General features: G+C 69.9%; 18 protein-coding genes, 1 tRNA gene and 2 pseudogenes. 12 read left to right on the forward strand and 9 right to left on the reverse strand.

The window, feature by feature from the left end:
* The first annotated feature begins 16 nt into the window (after positions 1-16).
* Positions 17-763: a TerD family protein gene (locus ACWD4J_RS00395; protein ID WP_451393019.1), complete on the forward strand. Its 747-nt coding sequence runs from the start codon at positions 17-19 to the stop codon at positions 761-763.
* A 374-nt stretch (positions 764-1,137) separates the two neighbouring features.
* On the opposite strand, the gene ACWD4J_RS00400 is transcribed toward ACWD4J_RS00395, so the two are convergent.
* Entirely contained in the window at positions 1,138-1,965 is an 828-nt protein-coding gene (locus ACWD4J_RS00400) for a TerD family protein (protein WP_451393020.1), read from the reverse strand.
* Between the two features lie 186 nt (positions 1,966-2,151).
* Here ACWD4J_RS00400 and ACWD4J_RS00405 point away from each other — a divergent pair, with 186 nt between their 5' ends.
* The 4 genes from ACWD4J_RS00405 (at position 2,152) to ACWD4J_RS00420 (ending at position 7,396) form a co-directional block, all read left to right on the forward strand.
* On the forward strand, positions 2,152-3,333 hold the full coding sequence (locus ACWD4J_RS00405; protein ID WP_451393021.1) for an HpcH/HpaI aldolase/citrate lyase family protein: 1,182 nt from the start codon (positions 2,152-2,154) through the stop codon (positions 3,331-3,333).
* A gap of 3 nt (positions 3,334-3,336) precedes the next feature.
* Positions 3,337-5,805, forward strand: a complete 2,469-nt coding sequence (locus ACWD4J_RS00410) for a phosphoribosyltransferase (RefSeq protein WP_451393022.1) — start codon at positions 3,337-3,339, stop codon at positions 5,803-5,805.
* On the forward strand, positions 5,805-6,635 hold the full coding sequence (locus ACWD4J_RS00415) for an HAD family hydrolase (RefSeq protein ID WP_451393023.1): 831 nt from the start codon (positions 5,805-5,807) through the stop codon (positions 6,633-6,635). Before ACWD4J_RS00410 ends, ACWD4J_RS00415 begins: the two co-directional genes overlap by 1 nt.
* 125 nt (positions 6,636-6,760) lie before the next feature.
* Complete coding sequence (locus tag ACWD4J_RS00420) at positions 6,761-7,396, forward strand: O-methyltransferase (protein ID WP_451393584.1); 636 nt, start codon at positions 6,761-6,763, stop codon at positions 7,394-7,396.
* Between the two features lie 59 nt (positions 7,397-7,455).
* On the opposite strand, the gene ACWD4J_RS00425 is transcribed toward ACWD4J_RS00420, so the two are convergent.
* The 3 genes from ACWD4J_RS00425 to ACWD4J_RS00435 all read right to left on the reverse strand — a co-directional run bounded on the left by ACWD4J_RS00425 (position 7,456) and on the right by ACWD4J_RS00435 (position 10,069).
* Positions 7,456-7,686 (reverse strand): FmdB family zinc ribbon protein, encoded by a 231-nt coding sequence (locus ACWD4J_RS00425; RefSeq protein WP_451393024.1) that lies wholly within the window; start codon positions 7,684-7,686, stop codon positions 7,456-7,458.
* Between the two features lie 92 nt (positions 7,687-7,778).
* Entirely contained in the window at positions 7,779-8,405 is a 627-nt protein-coding gene (locus tag ACWD4J_RS00430; RefSeq protein ID WP_451393025.1) for a DUF4383 domain-containing protein, read from the reverse strand.
* Between the two features lie 188 nt (positions 8,406-8,593).
* A complete protein-coding gene (locus tag ACWD4J_RS00435) occupies positions 8,594-10,069 on the reverse strand; it encodes a hypothetical protein (protein ID WP_451393026.1) in 1,476 nt (491 codons plus the stop codon).
* Positions 10,070-10,259: 190 nt separating this feature from the next.
* Here ACWD4J_RS00435 and ACWD4J_RS00440 point away from each other — a divergent pair.
* A tRNA-Val gene (locus tag ACWD4J_RS00440) sits at positions 10,260-10,334 on the forward strand.
* Between the two features lie 64 nt (positions 10,335-10,398).
* On the opposite strand, the pseudogene ACWD4J_RS00445 reads toward ACWD4J_RS00440, so the two are convergent.
* A pseudogene (locus ACWD4J_RS00445) lies at positions 10,399-10,798 on the reverse strand (tyrosine-type recombinase/integrase); the annotation flags it as partial.
* Between the two features lie 21 nt (positions 10,799-10,819).
* Between ACWD4J_RS00445 and ACWD4J_RS00450 the strand changes: the two are divergent.
* The 3 genes and pseudogenes from ACWD4J_RS00450 (at position 10,820) to ACWD4J_RS00460 (ending at position 12,019) form a co-directional block, all read left to right on the forward strand.
* Positions 10,820-11,077 (forward strand): hypothetical protein, encoded by a 258-nt coding sequence (locus tag ACWD4J_RS00450; RefSeq protein WP_451393635.1) that lies wholly within the window; start codon positions 10,820-10,822, stop codon positions 11,075-11,077.
* 3 nt (positions 11,078-11,080) lie between these two features.
* Positions 11,081-11,221, forward strand: a pseudogene (locus tag ACWD4J_RS00455) (plasmid transfer protein); the annotation flags it as partial.
* A gap of 303 nt (positions 11,222-11,524) precedes the next feature.
* Positions 11,525-12,019 carry a hypothetical protein gene (locus tag ACWD4J_RS00460; RefSeq protein ID WP_451393027.1) on the forward strand — a complete coding sequence of 165 codons (495 nt, stop codon included), beginning with the start codon at positions 11,525-11,527 and terminating at the stop codon, positions 12,017-12,019.
* 439 nt (positions 12,020-12,458) lie between these two features.
* On the opposite strand, the gene ACWD4J_RS00465 is transcribed toward ACWD4J_RS00460, so the two are convergent.
* A complete protein-coding gene (locus ACWD4J_RS00465; protein WP_451393028.1) occupies positions 12,459-13,532 on the reverse strand; it encodes an alpha/beta fold hydrolase in 1,074 nt (357 codons plus the stop codon).
* A gap of 152 nt (positions 13,533-13,684) precedes the next feature.
* Here ACWD4J_RS00465 and ACWD4J_RS00470 point away from each other — a divergent pair, with 152 nt between their 5' ends.
* On the forward strand, positions 13,685-14,680 hold the full coding sequence (locus ACWD4J_RS00470) for a TetR/AcrR family transcriptional regulator (protein WP_451393029.1): 996 nt from the start codon (positions 13,685-13,687) through the stop codon (positions 14,678-14,680).
* A gap of 279 nt (positions 14,681-14,959) precedes the next feature.
* Entirely contained in the window at positions 14,960-15,190 is a 231-nt protein-coding gene (locus ACWD4J_RS00475; RefSeq protein WP_451393030.1) for a response regulator transcription factor, read from the forward strand.
* 90 nt (positions 15,191-15,280) lie between these two features.
* On the opposite strand, the gene ACWD4J_RS00480 is transcribed toward ACWD4J_RS00475, so the two are convergent.
* The 3 genes from ACWD4J_RS00480 to ACWD4J_RS00490 all read right to left on the reverse strand — a co-directional run bounded on the left by ACWD4J_RS00480 (position 15,281) and on the right by ACWD4J_RS00490 (position 16,999).
* The gene (locus ACWD4J_RS00480; protein ID WP_451393031.1) at positions 15,281-15,700 is read right to left on the reverse strand and encodes a hypothetical protein; all 420 of its coding nucleotides are present in this window, start codon (positions 15,698-15,700) and stop codon (positions 15,281-15,283) included.
* A 490-nt stretch (positions 15,701-16,190) separates the two neighbouring features.
* The gene (locus tag ACWD4J_RS00485; protein WP_451393032.1) at positions 16,191-16,325 is read right to left on the reverse strand and encodes a hypothetical protein; all 135 of its coding nucleotides are present in this window, start codon (positions 16,323-16,325) and stop codon (positions 16,191-16,193) included.
* A 329-nt stretch (positions 16,326-16,654) separates the two neighbouring features.
* On the reverse strand, positions 16,655-16,999 hold the full coding sequence (locus ACWD4J_RS00490) for a hypothetical protein (protein ID WP_451393033.1): 345 nt from the start codon (positions 16,997-16,999) through the stop codon (positions 16,655-16,657).
* A gap of 232 nt (positions 17,000-17,231) precedes the next feature.
* Between ACWD4J_RS00490 and ACWD4J_RS00495 the strand changes: the two genes are divergently transcribed.
* A complete protein-coding gene (locus ACWD4J_RS00495) occupies positions 17,232-17,732 on the forward strand; it encodes an FBP domain-containing protein (protein WP_451393034.1) in 501 nt (166 codons plus the stop codon).
* Positions 17,733-17,787 lie beyond the last annotated feature (55 nt).

Below are 17,787 nucleotides of genomic sequence, written 5' to 3' on the forward strand. Positions count from 1 at the left end.
GGACGTGGGGGGCGGTATGTCCTTCTGGGACGATTTTTGGCGCGGGCGCTCGACGGAGTTCGAGTCGGGCAGTGCGGCGACCAACTCGATCGAACTCACCAAACGGCATCCGACTGTCTCGCTCACCAAACAGGGCGCGGCCACCGGCAATCTGCGCATCAATCTGTCCTGGCAGATGCGTACGTCCGACATCGTCGGCAAACAGCGGGGGAGCGGGAGCCTGCTGCGGCATCCGTTCAAGCTGTTCCAGCCCGATGTGGTGCAGGCACACACCCAGGGTGTGGTCAACGTGGATCTCGACATCGGCTGTCTGTACGAGCTGGTGGACGGGGAGAAGGGTGTCGTGCAGCCGTTGGGCAGCCTCTTCGGCTCCCTCAACTCGCCGCCGTTCGTGAAGCTCAGCGGCGACGACCGGTTCGGCTCGCCGTCGGGCGAGACGATCTACGTCAATCTCGACCACCGCGAGTCCATCAAGCGTCTGCTCGTGTTCGTCTACATCTACGACCAGACCCCGGCCTTCGACCGTACGCACGCCAAGGTGACGCTCTACCCGAGCAACGGGCCCCGGATCGAGATCAACCTGGACGAGCGAGCGCCCCAGGCGCGCTCCTGCGCCGTGGTCTCCATCGAGAACGTCAAGGACGAACTCGTCGTCCGCCGCGAGGTGAAGTTCGTGTACGGCTTCCAGGCGGAGCTGGACCGGCTCTATGGGTGGGGGCTGCAGTGGGGGCGGGGGTACAAGTCGAAGGCCGGCGGGCGCTGACGGCCGTGGGCGGGTCGCCCACGGCCGGTGGGGGTTGGGCGCTTGCCGCCGGTGGGGGTTGGGCGCTTGCGGCTTTCGGCCGGTGTGTGATTCGCCATCTGGCGGTGGGTGGGTCGGGGCCGCGCCGGGATGTACGTCCTCGGTCTGGCGCCGAGCCCTACGTCGTCGGATAAACCCACACTGTGCGCCAGCCTCCCCCAGTGCCTTAAGGGCCTGGGAGGTACCCGGCAATCGTTCCTCCCCCAGCTACCGCTGGGAGGTGCCCCCAGGCGATGGGGGTACCTCCCATGCCCTTAAGGCAATGAGGGAGGGTGGGCACAACACCACGACGGCGGGTGCCCTGACAGACGGCCGAAGCGACGGCCGCAGGCCGCTCAGCGGCCGAGGAACTGCGGCCCCTGCGGCGGCAGCCGGAAGTTCGGGTCCGGAGCCGGGGCGACCGGATGCGGATAGCCGTACGCGGGCCCCGTCTGCGCCGCGACCGGCTGCGCGGCCACAGGGCCGGGGTAGCCGTACGCGGGCTGCGGCGCAGGAGCGACCGGCTGCTGCGGATAGCCGTACGCGGGCTGCGGCGCCGGCGCGGGCGGGACGGTCGTCTGCCGGCCCGCCGGCTGCTCCGGCGGCAGCGGCAACGAGGTCCCCGCCTCCCCGCCGCTCTCCGACTCGTCCACGGAGATGCCGAAGTCCGTGGCCAGCCCCACCAGCCCGTTCGAATAGCCCTCGCCCAGCGCACGGAACTTCCAGCCGTCCCCGCGCCGGTAGAGCTCCCCGCAGATCAGTGCGGTCTCCGCGCCCGTCTCCGGCTTGACGTCGAAGTACGCGAGCGGCTGACCGTCCGCGTCGGTGGCGTCGTGCAGCAGTATGCGCAGCGCCTGCACGCGGTCGAAGGGCACGTCGTCCGCCGATGCCACGAGCAGTACCCGGCTCACTTCGGCGCCCATCCCCGCCAGGTCCGCCTGGACCGTGTCGGTCAGACCGTCCGTCACGCGCTTCTTGCCGAGGCGCCAGACCTTGCCCGAGGGGTGGCGGGGCTGGTTGTAGAAGACGAAGTCCTCGTCGGACCGCACGCGCCCGTCGGGGCCCAGCAGCAGTGCCGAGGCATCCACGTCCGGGACACCCTGGCCCGGAGCCCAGCGCAGCACGGCGCGCACCGCCGTGGCCTTGATCGGGACGTTGGACCCCTTCAACATCGCGTGCGTCATGCGGTCATCCTGCCCTCCCGGGGCGGGTGGGGACAACGTGGGGGTTCCGGGTACGTCGGCCGTCTTGCGCACTTCCGACATAGGCGGGTTACCTGAATTTCATGGCCTGCGGGAACGACCGACACGGGTCTCTACGTACTATTACCGGCCACCATTCAGAGCCACCTTGGCGATACGGGGAGTCACATGCGTCATTTCGGGCACATCGCCCCTGAGGTGCGTCAGCGCCTCTTTCACCAGGAGCCGTGCGCGTTCACCGCCGGCTCTCCGGCACGGATCCTCTCCGTGGCCCTCGGCGCGACTCTGTACAGCCCGGCGACCAGGCCGCGGCTGGCGGACGACATCGTCAAACAGGCAGGCCGGGGTGTGGTCTCCATGGTGGTGTGTCTCGAAGACTCGATCGGCGACGCGGATGTCCGGGACGCCGAGGAGAACCTCGTACGTCAGATCACGGAGCTTGCGGAGCGGGCGTCCGGCCCGGACGCGGGGCTGGAGCTGCCGCTCCTGTTCATCCGGGTCCGTGCCCCCGAGCAGATCCCGGACCTCGTCCGGCGGCTCGGTGCCGCCGCCCGGCTGCTGTCCGGCTTCGTCCTGCCCAAGTTCACCGAAGAACGCGGTGTGCCCTTCCTCGAGGCGCTCACCTCGACCGAGTCCGCGAGCGGTCTCCGGCTCTTCGTGATGCCGGTGCTGGAGTCGCCCGAGCTTCTCCACCTGGAAACGCGCGTAGAGACCCTCACGGGGATCTTCCGCACCGTCGACAAGTACCGGGACCGCGTGCTCGCGCTGCGGCTCGGCGTCACCGACTTCTGCTCGGCGTACGGACTGCGCAGGTCTCCTGACATGACCGCGTACGACGTGCGGATCGTCGCCTCCGTGATCGCCGACGTGGTCAATCTGCTGGGCCGGGCCGACGGCACGGGATTCACCGTGACCGGACCGGTGTGGGAGTACTTCCCGCTCCAGGAACGCATGTTCAAGCCCCAGCTGCGCCGCAGCCCCTTCCTCGAGGGCCGCGCCGAGGACCTGCGCGAGTCGCTCATCGAGCACGACATGGACGGGCTGCTCCGCGAGATCGCCCTCGACCACGCCAACGGCCTGCTCGGCAAGACCTGCATCCACCCGTCGCACGTGGTGCCGGTGCACGCGCTGTCGGTCGTGAGCCACGAGGAGTACAGCGACGCCCAGGACATCCTCCGGCCCGAGCGGTGCGGCGGAGGCGTCTTGCGGTCCGCGTACACGAACAAGATGAACGAGGTGAAGCCGCACCGTGCCTGGGCCGAGCGCACCTTGCAGCGTGCCGAGGTCTTCGGCGTCGCCAGGGAGGACGTCGGCTTCGTCGATCTGCTCACCGCAGGTCTGGGCGACTGAGGAATGCAAGGAACTGTGAACGACGTGGTGTGGTCCGGAACGTGGGTCGCCCAGCGGCTCGGTGTCGAGCTCGAGGGCGACGAGAAGCTGCACGACCTGCTGGGTCTCGCGCTGCGGCGCAACCCCAAGCGGGCGCATCTGCTCGTGTCGAACGTCCTGGGCAAGCATGTGCCGCAGTCTCCGGCCGTGGTGTACGGCCACGGGGTCGAGCTCGGCGAGCGGGTGCGTGCGCTGCTGGGCGATGACGAGGCGCGCCGCGCTGTCGTCCTCGGGTATGCCGAGACGGCCACCGGGCTCGGCCACTCGGTCGCCGACGGCGTGGGTCTCGCCCCGTATCTGCACTCGACGCGGCGCTCCGTGCCGGGCGTCGCGCAGGCCGGCGGCTTCGAGGAGTCGCACTCGCACGCCACCTCGCATCTGCTGCTGCCCGAGGACCCGGGGCTGCTCGCGGGCGACGGTCCGCTGGTGCTGGTGGACGACGAGTTCTCCACCGGCAACACCGTCCTCAACACCATCCGCGCCCTCCACGGCCGCTACCCGCGCGAGCGGTACGTGATCGTGGCCCTCGTCGACATGCGCTCGGCCGCCGACCAGGGACGCCTCGAGGAGTTCGCCCGCGAGATCGACGCGCGCGTGGACCTCGTGACGGCGGCGAGCGGGACGGTGCGACTGCCGGAAGGCGTCCTGCAGAAGGGGCAGGAGCTCGTCGCCGCCCACGAGTCGGCACACCAGCCGGGCGGCCGGGCCGCGCGGGCGGCGGCCACGCGCGTTGGTCTGCACTGGCCGCAGGGCGTTCCCGACGGTGGCCGCCACGGCTTCACGCCCGCGCACCGGGAGCGCCTGGAGCGTGCCCTGCCCGGCATGGCGGAACGTATTGCCACCTCCCTGCCCGGCACCGCCCGGCGCGTCCTCGTGCTCGGCTTCGAAGAACTGATGTACGCGCCTCTCAGGCTGGCCGGGGAACTGGAACGCACCCTGGAGGCCGACGTCCGGTACTCCACCACGACGCGTTCACCGGTCCTGGCGGTCGACGACCCCGGCTATGCGATACGCAGCCGCATCGTCTTCCCCGCCCACGACGACCCCGACGACGGCCCCGGCGAGCGCTATGCCTACAACGTCGCCGGCGCGGGCTTCGACGCCGTCGTCGCCGTCGTCGACTCGGTGGCGGACAGCCCCGAACTGCACGCCCCCGACGGCCTGCTGGCGCAGCTCGCCGCGCACACCCCGCACGTCGTCCTGGCCGTCGTCCCGTCCCACGTCCCGCCGTACGCGACCGCGTACGACCCGTCGAGCGCCCCCGAAAGGCCCTACATGCTGCCAGAGCCCCTCCGCGGCCCCGCCTTCTCCTCGTACGCGCCGGAGGAGGTCGGCTGGCTGCTCCAGGACCTTTCGGACGTACGCCTGGAGGCGCCGACGGAGGAGCGCGAGGAGGCGATCCAGAGCGGCGGCGCGCACTACGCCGAGTCGCTCCCCGTCGAGTACCAGCCGAGCCCCGAGTACCAGGAGCTCTTCCACGCCGCGCTCGAGACGTCGGCCGCCCGTATCGCACAGGCGGTCGGCGTCGTGACGGAGACCGTGCTCGCCGAGCGGTCGCCCCGGCCCGTGCTGGTCTCGCTCGCCCGCGCGGGCACGCCCGTCGGCGTACTGATGCGCCGCTGGGCCCAGCACCGCCACGGCCTCGACCTGCACCACTACGCCGTGTCGATCGTGCGCGGCCGCGGCATCGACGCCAACGCCCTGCGCTGGCTGGCCGCCCATCACGACCCGGCCGACGTGGTCTTCGTGGACGGCTGGACCGGCAAGGGAGCCATCACGCGCGAACTCGCCCAGGCACTGGTCGAGTTCGAGAAGGCGGAGGGTGTCAGCGGGTTCGACCCGGAGATCGCCGTGCTCGCCGACCCCGGCTCGTGCGTGCGCACCTACGGCACCCGCGAGGACTTCCTCATCCCCTCCGCCTGCCTCAACTCCACCGTCTCCGGCCTGATATCGCGCACCGTGCTCCGCGCCGACCTGGTCGGCCCGGACGACTTCCACGGCGCGAAGTTCTACCGCGAGCTCGCGGACGCCGATGTCTCGGTCGCCTTCCTGGACGCCGTCGCGGCCCGCTTCGACGAGGTCGCCGACGCCGTGGACACCCAGGTAAAGGAGCTCCTCTCCGCCGACCGGACCGCCACCTGGGAGGGCTGGGCCGCCGTCGAGCGGATCAGCGAGGAGTACGGCATCCACGACGTGAACCTCGTCAAGCCGGGCGTCGGCGAGACGACCCGCGTGCTGCTGCGCCGCGTCCCGTGGAAGATCCTCGCCCACCGCGGCGCAGGCTCCGACCTGGACCACGTGAGGCTGCTGGCGCAGCAGCGCGGCGTACCCGTCGAGGAAGTGGCCGAACTCCCCTACAGCTGCGTGGGGTTGATCCACCCCAAGTACACACGGGGCGCCACGGGCGCCGACGGCAAGGCGGTGAGCAACTGATGACGGTGCTCGTCGCCAGCGACCTCGACCGCACGCTCATCTACTCCACGGCGGCGCTCGCCCTCGGCATGCCCGACGCCGAGGCGCCGCGGCTGCTCTGCGTCGAGGTCCACGAGAGCAAGCCCCTGTCGTACATGACGGAGACGGCCGCCGGACTCCTCGCCGAGCTGGGCCGCAGCGCCGTCTTCGTCCCGACCACCACCCGCACCCGCAAGCAGTACCACCGCATCAGCCTCCCCGGCCCGCAGCCGCGGTTCGCGATCTGCGCCAACGGCGGCCATCTGCTCGTCGACGGCGTCTCCGACCGCGACTGGCGGCGGCAGGTCGCAGTCCGGCTCGACCACGAGTGCGCCTCGCTCGACGAGGTACGCGACCACATGCTGGCCACCGCCGACCCGTCCTGGGTGCGCAAGGAGCGCGTCGCCGAGGACCTCTTCGCCTATCTCGTCGTGGAGCGCGACCTGCTTCCCGAGGGCTGGGTCAAGGAGCTCTCCGACTGGGCCGAGGGCAAGGGCTGGACCGTATCCCTGCAGGGCCGCAAGATCTACGCCGTGCCGAAACCGCTCACCAAGAGCGCGGCCATGCGCGAGATCGCCCGCCGCACCGGCGCGGAACTCACCCTCGCGGCCGGCGACTCCCTGCTCGACGCCGACCTCCTGCTCGCCGCCGACCGGGCCTGGCGGCCGGGCCACGGCGAACTGGCGGACACGGGCTGGACGGCACCCGGGATCACCGCTCTCGCGGAGCGGGGCGTGGCCGCGGGCGAGGAGATACTGCGGCGGTTCGCGGAGGCCGCGGGTACGGCCGGGAGTGCCGGGGACGAGGTCTGAGGAAGGCGCTCTCCGACCGTTGCGGGGAGGGCTACTCTCGCAGTGAACCGGCGGTACTCCACCCATCGGAACCCTTCCGAGGACGGCGCGAGGAGATCCACGTGGCCACGAGCAAGAGCACTCCGATGACCGAGGAACTGTACGCGTACATGCTCGGGCACAACCCCCCGCTCGACCCGGTGCAGCGCATGCTCGTAGACGTCACCCACACCCAGCTCCCGCTGGTGGCGGTCAAGCAGGTCGCACAGGAGCAGGGGCCGCTGCTGGCGTTCCTCGTACGTCTGACCGGGGCTCGGCGGGTCGTGGAGGTCGGCACCTTCACGGGCCTGTCCGCCCTGTCCATGGCGCAGGCGCTGCCGTCCGACGGCACCCTTTTGACCTGCGACATCTCCGAGGAGTGGACCGAGCATGCGCGCGAGGCCTGGGCGAAGGCCGGTGTCGAGGACAAGATCGACCTGAAGATCGCACCCGCGCTGGAGACCCTGGCCGCGCTGCCCGCGGAGCCCGCCGTCGACATGGCGTTCATCGACGCGGACAAGGAGAACTACGTCGGTTACTGGGAGGCCCTGGTGCCGAGGATGCGCCAGGGCGGGCTGCTCGTCGTGGACAACGTCTTCCTGCACGGCAGCGTGACCGATCCCGAGGCCACCGGTCCGGCTGCGGCGATCAAGGAGTTCAACGAGCGGGTGAAGGCCGACGAGCGCGTGGAGAGCGTGATGCTCGCGGTGGCGGACGGGCTGACGCTGGCCCGGAAGGTGTGAACGCCGAAATGAGCGACGCCGCTTCCGGCGGCGTCGCTCACATGTCCACGGCGCGGCGGTCAGCCGCAGCAGCCTCCGCCGCAGCAACCGCCACCGCCACCGGCGCCGCCGGGGCTGGTGCGGCCGGAGGCGGCGGCCGGCGCGGTACCGCCGACCGACACCGTCGAGAGCAGCTTGACGGTGTCGTCGTGCCCGGCGGGGCAGGCCGTGGGGTCGGACGACTCGGCCATCGGACGGCTCAGTTCAAAGGTGTCGCCGCAGGTCCGGCAGCGGTACTCGTAGCGAGGCATGCCCACAGATTAACGGGCGGGTGCGCAGACGGCACGGAGTACCGCGGAGGGTGAGGGAGCGCGCTCGGTCACCGCGCTGTCTTTGCGCCGTGTCACCGCTGCGGTGGCCTCCCGGGTGCGACGCCGATGCCGGTGTTCCTGCTCGCGCTGTCGGCGTTGGGATCCAGCCTCAGGTGGCCGCTCCGGGGCAGCGACCGCTGCCGCTCCTCCTCGGCCGCCTGTTCCGGATGGCGCTGCCGCCAGTACGGGTTGTCGTGCGGCAGGGCCGATCCGACCCGGCCGTACATGCCGAAGAACATCAGCATCACGCCGACCACGAAGCTGAACAGCACGTTCTGGATGCGGAAGGCGAGGAAGTTGAAGCTGGTGTCCAGCAGGGCGAGGTTGACGAAGCCGCTGAGGATGAACGCGACGCCGACGATCATGTTGACCGTCGAGGCGAAGTTCCCGCCGATCACCATCCCGACGAACAGCAGCAGCCCGATGCAGATCGACAGCACGCTCAGCGCGCCGTTGGTGTTCAGGGCGGCGACCGTGTCGCCGCGGGTGTCGAAGAAGCCGACCCTGCCGATGAGCCCGAAGATCCCGAAGGCGACCAGTACGAGCCCCATCAGACCTGCGCCGACGCGGTAGAACTTGCTGAGGCGGTGGTCGGCGGGCAGATGCTCGTCGAGGCTGAAGTGCCGCCTGGTCTCCGGGTGAAGTATGTGCGTTGCCATGTCCGCCCTCCTTGACGCTCGCGGAGGCCGCGTACCGGGGGTGTATCGCGGGGCGCCGCGCCGCGTACGTATCACCAGGATCCGCCTGCGTCCCGGACATCGCCAATGCTCGTGCGGACGGCCGTGGCGGCGGAACGTATGGGTCGTGGTGGTGGACGTATGGGCCGTGGCGGTGGAACGTATGGGCCTCAGGCCCCCGCCGTGCCCCGCTCCTCCCGGATCTGGCCGACCACCCGCGCGACCGCGCGCCGGACACCCTCCGTCTCGGTCAGGAAGTGCCAGTAGTCGGGGTGGCGCCCCTCCAATGTGGCGATGGCGCGTTCGAGACGGATCACGGAGTCGTCCAGCGGTCGCGCATGCCGGGGATCGGGCGTGTGGCGGCCCGCCATCGCCAGCCGCTGGGCGTCGCGGATGGCGAACCGGGTGCGCTCGATCTCCGCTTGCGGATCCTTGGCCACCGCGTTGAGCCGCTGCAGCCGGTCCCCGGCGGCCGACACCGCCTCGTCGGTCGCGTTCAGCAGCGCCCGTACCGTGGACAGAAGTGAGGTCGCGTCCGGCCAGCGCTGCGCGTCGCGCGCCTGCTGCGCATCCCTCAGCTTCAGCTCCGCCTGCCGGACGTTCTCCGCGGCCTGCTCCGGCACCCGCTGCAGGTCCTGCCAGCAGGCGGCCGTGAATCGGCGCCGCAGCTCGCTCAGCACCGGTTCCACCTGGCCGGCCCGGGTCGTCAGGGCCTGCGCGCGCGTCCGCAGCGAGACGAGACGGCGGTCGATCTCGGCGGCCCGTTCCGGCAGCCGCTCGGCCTCGCTCCGCACGGCCTCCGCGTCGCGCGCCACTCGCTCGGCCCGCTGCAGGGTCTCCGGTACGCCGTGCCGCCCGGCGCCCTGGTTCAGTTTGGTCAGCTCCGGTCCGAGGGCGGCCAGCCGGGCGGCGAGATCGTCGGCCTTCAGCCCCGAGCCGCGTACCGCGTCGAGGGCGTTGCTGGCGGCGAGCAGCGACTGCCGGGCCCGCTCGATGGCCGGGGCGAGCCGCGCCAGCTGCGTCTCCGCCTTGTCGAGCAGCGGCCCGAGCCCCTCGGCGAAGCGGTCGAGGTCCTTCTTGACCTTGCCGAGCTCGTCTATGGCCCTGGTCAGCTCGGTCCGGGCACGCGCCGCCACCGATGCCTCGAGATCGTCGCGGTCCAGGTCATGGGCGTCGACCGCGGTGATGTACTGCAGGCTGGCCTCGTCGATACGGCGGCCCAGCGCCTCGAAGTCGGACACTGCCCGCCGGGCCGCGGGCGAGTCGTCGACCGCGGTGATCGTCTCTATCGAGATCCGCAGATCGCGCTGTGCCGTGTCCAGCTCGTAGAACGCGGCAGCGGCGGCATCCTTCGCGGCCTGCGCCTCGGCCCGCTGACTCTCCCCGCGCCCGCCGAACCACCGCCGCGTACCACCGCCGGCGAACGCGGCGGGGAGCACGGCGGCGAGCAGGGGAAGGGGGAGGAGGAGCAGGGTGGCCACGTCCCGGGTGGCGACCCCGGGGCGGAGCGGGAAGCCTGGGCGGAGACGGAGGCCGGGGCGGAGGCGGAGCGCGGGGCGGCGGGGACGCATGTCCTGCACACGCGGCACAAATGATGAAGGTGAATAAGGCTCTGGTGTGTACGGCTGCGAAGGTGTCGCCGTCACGTCCCTCTCCCGTGCTGTCATCCGCCCTGCCCGGTGTCATTCTCCCACCCGTTAAGGACGAACACACGGGTCGGTTAGTTCGCGCTGCGCAGGGTGACTTTGCCGTCCTCGTGGTGTGCGGAGACGATTCGTGCCTCGATACGGGTTTGCGGGGCAGGGGCGCAGGCAAGGTAGGCTGTCGACTCGTCCCGGGCGCGTAGCTCAGCGGTAGAGCGCTGCCCTTACAAGGCAGATGTCGGCGGTTCGAAACCGTCCGCGCCCACCAGCGCAAAGACCCCCAGCCGATCAAGGCTGGGGGTCTTTGACACGTTTGACATCAACGGCCGCAATCACTCACGGCTGGGACACCTCCTGAGCGGTCGGTCCATGTGGCTGATGGCCTCGCGCTGTGTGTCCTGAACCACGTGCGCATAGATGTTCATGGTCACGGCGATCTGGCTGTGGCCAAGGATCTCCATCACGACACGGGGAGCGACCCCGGCGGCGGTCAGCAGCGTGGCGCAGCCGTGCAGGGCGTCATGCAGTCGGATGACCCGAAGCCCGGCATTGCTGGCGACGCGAGTGAACGAGCGGTACACGTTGCGCGGCTCGATCGGCCGACCGGTGCGGGTCGTGAAGACGTAGTCCGTCTCCGTCCAGTGCTCCCCGGCACGCTCCCCGCATGGCGGCCTGGCGTATTCGCTGCCAACGGAGAGGGGCGATGCAAATGGCCGGCAGAGGCAGAGCCTGGGTGGCACCGAGCGTCAGCCCGTGCGGTATCGCCCGGTGATCGCGGTAGTGGACCGAGCAGTCCTCGCGCAGGGCGACCGGGACCCGCATCGGGCGGCTGTCGGTCTTGGCGGGCATCTGCACCCGCTTGAGTACGTCGTAGCCGGTCATGCGCAACTCGATGACGCCGGAGCGCAGTTCGCGGGAGGTGACGCCGAACACTGCGAACGAGTGCCGCAGCCGGTCGCACGAGGCGGCGACATCAAAGGCGTCCTGACCGGGGCGGAACTCGAGCCGTAAGACTACGCCTCGGCCATGGACGCCTGCGGGCTGACGGTCCCGCCCTCTCGGTGGCGGCTGTCGCTGGCCCGGATGGCCAACCGCCCCGCGCCCGAGTCGCGCCCTCCGCGCATCCTGCGGATACGTCCGACCCGCACCGGCCTGGACCAGACGAGGACCCGTAGCGTGGCGAAGGTGACCCCGAAGGCCAGCCTGTACCAGCCCACGGTGCGGGGCGCCGCCACCGCAGGAGACCTGCGGTGGCGACGACCGCCCGACTCGCCATGACCTTACGGGGCCGTGATCACTCGCCCCAAAGCAGCTCCCGGCCAAAGTCGCTCCACCGACCTCGGTGCGCTGGCATGATGCCGCCGCGGCCAAATACACGATCAATACCGCCAGCGGTGGGCGTGGCAGGACGCGCGGCGTGCACGTCCGAGGCGGTCACGAGCGTACGGAGAGAGAAGGATGATGGCGGGTGAGGTACAGGAGTTCCTCTGCTGGCGCGGTCCGGCCTCGGTGAACGTGTTCGTTGTCGGCGCAGGCAACACACCTTTGCCGGAGGAGGCTTTCCACCTCGCCGGGCTCGTTCCCGACGCTGTGCTGCCGTTTCCGTTGATGGATCAACCCGAGGCCATCGAGCGGCTCGGTCTGGTGTCGTACGACCTCGACTTCGATGACACCTCGCTCGACCTGCAGGAGTACACGCAGGCAGCACTCCGGCGGGTCTGCGAAGACACCCGGGCTGTCGCCTGGGCGGCGTTCGAGGCGTCGTTCCACTACGACGAACTCCTCACCGACCAGGTGGCCCACGAAATCTATGGCTACTGCGTGACCGGCGCCGAGCCGGTGGCCGAGTGGGACATCGCCACCTTGCGAAGCGAGGAGTGGAGACACCGAATTGCCGAGGTCCGGGCGGCCTTGGACGCCCTGCTGTCTGCCCCGGAGGTACGGCACAGGTAGGTATGTGCCCCAGGTGCCCCGCAACCGGCCAAACCTGTTTGGGGCGCCATGAGCAGTACAGCCCGGCCATGAAGCGTAGGAGCGCCGACCGATCACGGCAGCCGAGTCTCCGCCTATATGGACGCTGCCCTGTTCAGTCACTTACGGCAGTGCGGTACAGCGACCGCAGCAACTGACGACGACCGACAACGGTGCCGAGGGGTCATCCGGCGACCGGTCCGACCGCAGCCGATCGATCCAGATGACAGCCCCGCCAACGGCGCCCAGGTCGCCGAAAAGGACGGCCAGCAGTTCCAGTCCGCCTTCGCCGACATCACCGCTGGCCCGTCCATGTCCTCCGCCATGAAGCTCAAGCCCGGCAGTAGGGGCCTGGCTTGGATCGTCTTCGAGGTGCCGAAGGCGTCGAAGATCTCCACGGTGCAGCTCTGTGTCACGCACCTTATCGGGCGCTGGGGAGGGTGGGCAGGATGCGGGTCAGGAGGAAGTCGAGGAAGAGCTCGGGCCGCTTGTAGGCGGCGAAGTGACCGGCGTCCTCGATCAGGGTGAACTCCTTGACCGGAGCCTGGACGTCGTCGAAGAAGGCGCGGGCGCGAGCAGGTGTGTTCACCAGGTCGCAGGCGCCCTGGACGACGAAGAACGGGACGTCGAACCGGTTGCCATCCACCCAGTCATCGAGAGAGGCGGTGCTCGGCAGCACGGCAGCGGAGACCATGAAGCTTTTGAAGAAGGTGATGATCTCGCGCAGGGAGTGCAGCGGCGAGTACCACAGTGACTTCATCACCACGGACTTCATCGCGGCGAAGGTATGGGGGTCGGTGGCGGAAGCGAAGCGGCTGAAGTGGCTGAACTGCTCGGCGCTCCAGGCCCGCTGGTCGGGACCCATATCCCGTACGGTGGCCAGTTCCTTCTTCTTGCCCGCCTGCTCCAGTCGGTCCAGCGCGGCGTAGTAGTCGGAGGTGTCCCGGCCGCCGTCGAAGATCTTCTGATCGGTTCCGATATACGCGCTGACCAGTTCGGGGTGGCTGCGCGCGACGCGCATCGCTATGGCGCTGCCGAAGGAGCATCCCAGCAGGACGACCCGCTGCACGCCGAGGTGCACCCGTACGCGCTCCACCACTTCGACGGCGTCCTGCACCAGCCGCTCGAACGTCAACTCACCCTGACCGTCTGCGCCAGAGCGGCGCAGGGTCTTTCCGGTGCCGCGCATGTCCCAGCGCACCAGGGTGACGTGCCGCTCCCAGTCGCGGGAGACGTTGGCCAGGATCGAGTTGGACGAGCCGGGACCGCCGTGCAGTTCCACCACGACCGGGTTGGCGCGGTCCTCACCTCGGATGGAGAGCCACTGGTCGAGCCCGCCGATCCGAACGAAGTACCGCTCGTCGATGCCGTGGCTGCCGGTGATGCGGAGACGGCGGGCGTTGCCGGAGCGGACGATCGCGCGGCGCGCGAGGAGACCTGCCACAGGGGCGGCGACGGTGGCGCCGGCGGCGGCGGTGATGACGGTGCCGAGCATGGAAACCTCCAGAAGCTGCGGATCCGGAAACTGTGTACGTGCTACACGGTTAATTGCTGTGTATGTTATACGCAGTTATTGGGCGGATGGCAACACCCCTGGCATCCGTTGGCATCCCTGGGCGACCCGTCCGCGGAAAGGAGGCCGGTACCGTGCCGGCGAACAAGGAGAGCAACCGGGATCCGGGCGCCAGCCTCGCACTGCTGTGGGGTGACGCCGACAGTCGTCCGCGGCGAGGACCGAAACCGAAGTTCACGCCCGCTCAAGTGGCCCGCCGTGGCGTCGAGATCGCCGACGCCGAAGGTCTTGAGGCCCTCTCCATGCAGCGGGTGGCCGAGATGCTCGGAGTCACCACGATGGCCCTCTACCGCTACGTCCCCGGCAAACCCGACCTCATCGACCTGATGGTCGACACGGTGCTCAGCGATCCGCCCGACCTCGGCCATGTCCCGGGCGGCTGGCGCGCCCACCTCGAAGCCTGGGCCCACGCCTGCTGGGACGTCTATCGCGCCCACCCCTGGATCCTGACCGCGACGGGCCTACGACGACACGCCATGGGCCCGCACCAGGTGGCCTGGCTCGACACGGCCCTGGCCGCCCTTGAACCAACCGGGCTCACCGCCCGCCACCGCCACGACGCCGCCATCCTTGTCCTGAGCCTGGTGCGCAACCTCACCCAGGAGGCGCTCGACAGCACCGAGGAGGGCGACGAGGAGTGGGACCGCCTTACCACTCACCAACTCACCGTGCACGCCGACCGGTTCCCAGCCCTCACCCGGGCCGTCGCCGAGGGAGCCTTCATCCCCACCGATGACGACCCCCTCGCCTTCGGCCTCACCTGCGTACTCGACGGCATCCAGGGGCTCGTGGAGCGCGCCGATCGTGGGAGTGCTCACGTGCGATCTTCCTTGGTCGAGGACGGCTCAGCGGCCGGAGGCGGCGAGCTCAGGCTCGCCATGGGGGACGGCGACGTGGTCCGCCGCAGGCAGGGGGCGGCCGAACAGAGCGGCGACCAGGACGACGCCGACCAGGGCGCGGACGCCTGCTGCGGCACCGCCGCCTGCTGCACCTCAGAGGAACGGGCCACCGAACCGACCCAGGCGCCGGCCGAAGCGAAGGCCGCCGCCGGATGTGCTTGCGGACACTGACTGCCGTCAGGGGCGTGCCATGGCCGTGCCACATCGTGCAGCCCAGCGATGCGAAGACCCCCCAGCCGATCGGGCTGGGGGGTCTTGTCACGCATGCCGTGTCGGGGCCTGTCGACGTGTCCTGTGACACGCCTGTGACAGTCGGCGGACGCTGTCGTGAAATCGCCCGGGCAGGCTTTTTTGAAACGGGACAAATCGTAGTAATCGGGCATATACCTCCTGTTTCCGAGGGTGTGAGCAGTGATGGCAGAGCCGATCCGATCCGTCGGAGGAAAACCCATGAGCCTCGCCCTCACCACGCCGTACGCCGAAGCCACCGCACCTGAGCTGGCGCCGCGTGAGCGGGAGACGCTGCGGCACATCGCCGCAGGGCGCACGTACCTGCAGACGGCCCGCCACATGGGGCTCTCCAAGCACACGGTCGACGCCTATCTCCGCCGTATCCGGGCCAAGCTCAATATCAACAGCACCGCCGAACTCACGCGGCTGGCCATTTCCCTGGGAATGTGACGCCCGGCGGGGGCGTGCGCAGCGGCCTACGGCCCGGATGGCGGTGAGCCGTCCGGGCCGTCGGTGTGGGTGTTCGGGGACCCGGGGGTCTCAGGGGCCGTAGTCGCCGGTCGTGCTTTCCTCGGGGGCGAAGATGTCGCCGCCGTTGTCTGTGGCGGTGTCACCGGTGACGTCCCCGGGGTCGACGTGACCGTCGCCGTAAAGGCTGTCGCCGGGGCTCTGGTTGACGAGGTCATCGGTGTAGCCGCCGCCGCCGCCGCCGTCCTGGCCGCAGCCGGAGCTGCAACTGTTGGCGTCGCCGTCGGAGCCGAATTCGCCCATGCCGCCCTCGCCGCCGCCACCGTCGTCGGTGACGGCTGTCGGCGCGGCCATGGAGTGGCTCAGGGCCGGCGTCGCTGCCGATGCCGGGAGGATGACGCCCCCGGAGACCGCGGCGGCCGCGGCGACGATCATCGCGATGCGGGAGGTCCGCCGCCTGGGCTTGGTGTCGGTGTGGATGTTTCTGGTCATGGTTTGTCCTTGATTGTTCTGCGCTGGGTTCTTCCGCCCCGTCTCCGCCTCTCGGGGATGGGGGCGGGCCGGTCGATCGGTTCGGGTTCGGTTCCGACCGGCATCGCCGTGCCTGGACGGTCGGCGACAACGTCCAGTCGACCTGCGAGGACGTACAGGTGTCACGTGCCGACAATTCGGGACTTGACGAAGCGCGGGCGTTGGTGAAAACGGGCGGAGCTGCGGCCGGGTGCTGCGGACCGCGCAAGTACAGCGCGCCTTGAGGTCGATCGCAGCCGGGTGCGTTGTCGGCGTCGGCAGTCGCCGCGTACGGCCTCACACGTCAATGCGGGCTCACGCAGTAAGCGTGAGCCCGCATCGGTGGTGTAGCCCTTCGGCGGTTCCGGTTGCCAGGGTCACCTGGGGCCAGGGACCAAGTGCCGGTGGCGGCGGCGCCGTTGATCACGCGGCAGGCCGCAACGCTCCGGTCGGTGCAGTGTGGGCAGGGGTGTTAGTCCAGGTCCCGCTCGATCTGCTGCTCTCGGACCTGCTCCTGGCGCTGGGTCTCGAGGTTCTGCACGGTGTAGCGCGCCTGCTGCCCGCTGCCCTGGACGTCCTGGATCACGCCCGTCTGCTTCTGGTTCATATCGTCCCGGTATTCCACCCGGTCTCCCTGGCGGTGCGGCATGGTTGCCTCCCAGTGTGATGTAGGTCGGTGAAGGCTGGCCCGGCTCGTCACGGCGGGCCACCCCGTCCGTGCGCCTGCGGCTCCGAGGCGCCTTGACCAGCACACCTCCGCCCCCGTGGCGCGGCAACCGGTGTCGGCCGAACAGGCGAAATTCCGGGCGGATTCCGCAGTGCCTCGACGGCGGTCGTCCGGCGGGCGACCAGGTGCCGGCGGCACCCGTGCCGCTGGGGCTGGTTGGCGCTTCCGTAGCTGCTCGCGTCCATCGCCGCCCGGAATCTGAAAGATCGTCAACCCTCGGCGGGCGGCGGCTCCTCGTGTGCGTGCTTCAGCCTCATGCGGGCCTCCACCGTCTCCGGGGCCGGCACTTCCGACCAGAAGCGGTGGCACGTCACGAACACGGCGAGTTCCCGCTCGCGTTGGCGGAGCTTCTCCACCTCGGCCTGTTCGTCCGCAGTCCAGCCGGGGGAGGCCGGGCGCTCCACCTTGCGCCAGCCGGTGTGATCACTGAAGCCGTCCAGGGGCTCGACCGACCAGGGCAGCCGCTTCAGCAGGGTCAGGAGCTCTGCCCGGATCTGATGCAGCTCCTCCTGACCGGCCAAGAGGTCGCTCGGGAAGTCATGGATCGCAGCCACGCGGCAATGCTACGCCTGTTCGATTTTTGGATGCGAGTTCCCAGTGGGACTTCATACGAACGTGTCCATCCGGGCGTAAGACGCACGTATGGGGACCGGTCGGCGTACGGGGGCCGGCGTACGGGCGACGGCCAACGCCGACGGTCGTGCCCATCCACGGCGCCGCCGTCGGACCTGCCTGGCGGAAAATCGGGAGACTTGTGCCGTCATGCGCTGCTAGCGTCACTTGATCATGGAGCCGATCGACGAGAAGGCCATACGGGCATCCTTCGCCAATTGCTCGAAGGGTGAGGCGAAACGCATCAGCCTTCCTCGGGATCTGCCGGAACTGCCCTGGACGGACCTTGATTTCCTCGGCTGGCGCGATCCGGGCGCGCCGGACCGCGGATACCTCGTCGCGGCACGTGACGGCCGGCTCGTGGGGGTGACACTCCGGGCGCCGCAGGGCATCCGGCGCGGCTTCACCAAGACGACCGTCTGCTCACTGTGTCTGACCGGGCATCCCGGCACCGGAGTGTGCCTGCTGGTCGCGCCGCGGTCGGGGGCCGCAGGACGGCAGGGGAACACCGTCGGGACGTACGTGTGCGCCGACCTGGCCTGCTCGCTCTACCTGCGGGGCAAGAAGCAGACAGGGCTGAGGGTGCCGTACGAGGAGACGCTGCCGCTCGAGGACAAGATCGAGCGGACCCTCACCAACCTCGGCGCCTTCCTCGACAAGGTCCTCGCCGGCTGAGCCCGTCGGCGGTCCGCCCGCCGGGCGCCGGGCCGATTGTCAGTGGCGGGGGCGA

Source organism: Streptomyces sp. NPDC002577 (assembly GCF_053594815.1).

Coding starts and splice junctions, on each gene's coding strand:
- ACWD4J_RS00395 (WP_451393019.1), top strand. CDS start 17: ATGTCCTTCTGGGACGATTTTTGGCGCGGGCGCTCGACGGAGTTCGAG.
- ACWD4J_RS00400 (WP_451393020.1), bottom strand. CDS start 1,965: ATGACGCACGCGATGTTGAAGGGGTCCAACGTCCCGATCAAGGCCACG.
- ACWD4J_RS00405 (WP_451393021.1), top strand. CDS start 2,152: ATGCGTCATTTCGGGCACATCGCCCCTGAGGTGCGTCAGCGCCTCTTT.
- ACWD4J_RS00410 (WP_451393022.1), top strand. CDS start 3,337: ATGCAAGGAACTGTGAACGACGTGGTGTGGTCCGGAACGTGGGTCGCC.
- ACWD4J_RS00415 (WP_451393023.1), top strand. CDS start 5,805: ATGACGGTGCTCGTCGCCAGCGACCTCGACCGCACGCTCATCTACTCC.
- ACWD4J_RS00420 (WP_451393584.1), top strand. CDS start 6,761: ATGACCGAGGAACTGTACGCGTACATGCTCGGGCACAACCCCCCGCTC.
- ACWD4J_RS00425 (WP_451393024.1), bottom strand. CDS start 7,686: ATGCCTCGCTACGAGTACCGCTGCCGGACCTGCGGCGACACCTTTGAA.
- ACWD4J_RS00430 (WP_451393025.1), bottom strand. CDS start 8,405: ATGGCAACGCACATACTTCACCCGGAGACCAGGCGGCACTTCAGCCTC.
- ACWD4J_RS00460 (WP_451393027.1), top strand. CDS start 11,525: ATGATGGCGGGTGAGGTACAGGAGTTCCTCTGCTGGCGCGGTCCGGCC.
- ACWD4J_RS00465 (WP_451393028.1), bottom strand. CDS start 13,532: ATGCTCGGCACCGTCATCACCGCCGCCGCCGGCGCCACCGTCGCCGCC.
- ACWD4J_RS00475 (WP_451393030.1), top strand. CDS start 14,960: ATGAGCCTCGCCCTCACCACGCCGTACGCCGAAGCCACCGCACCTGAG.
- ACWD4J_RS00480 (WP_451393031.1), bottom strand. CDS start 15,700: ATGACCAGAAACATCCACACCGACACCAAGCCCAGGCGGCGGACCTCC.
- ACWD4J_RS00485 (WP_451393032.1), bottom strand. CDS start 16,325: ATGAACCAGAAGCAGACGGGCGTGATCCAGGACGTCCAGGGCAGCGGG.
- ACWD4J_RS00495 (WP_451393034.1), top strand. CDS start 17,232: ATGGAGCCGATCGACGAGAAGGCCATACGGGCATCCTTCGCCAATTGC.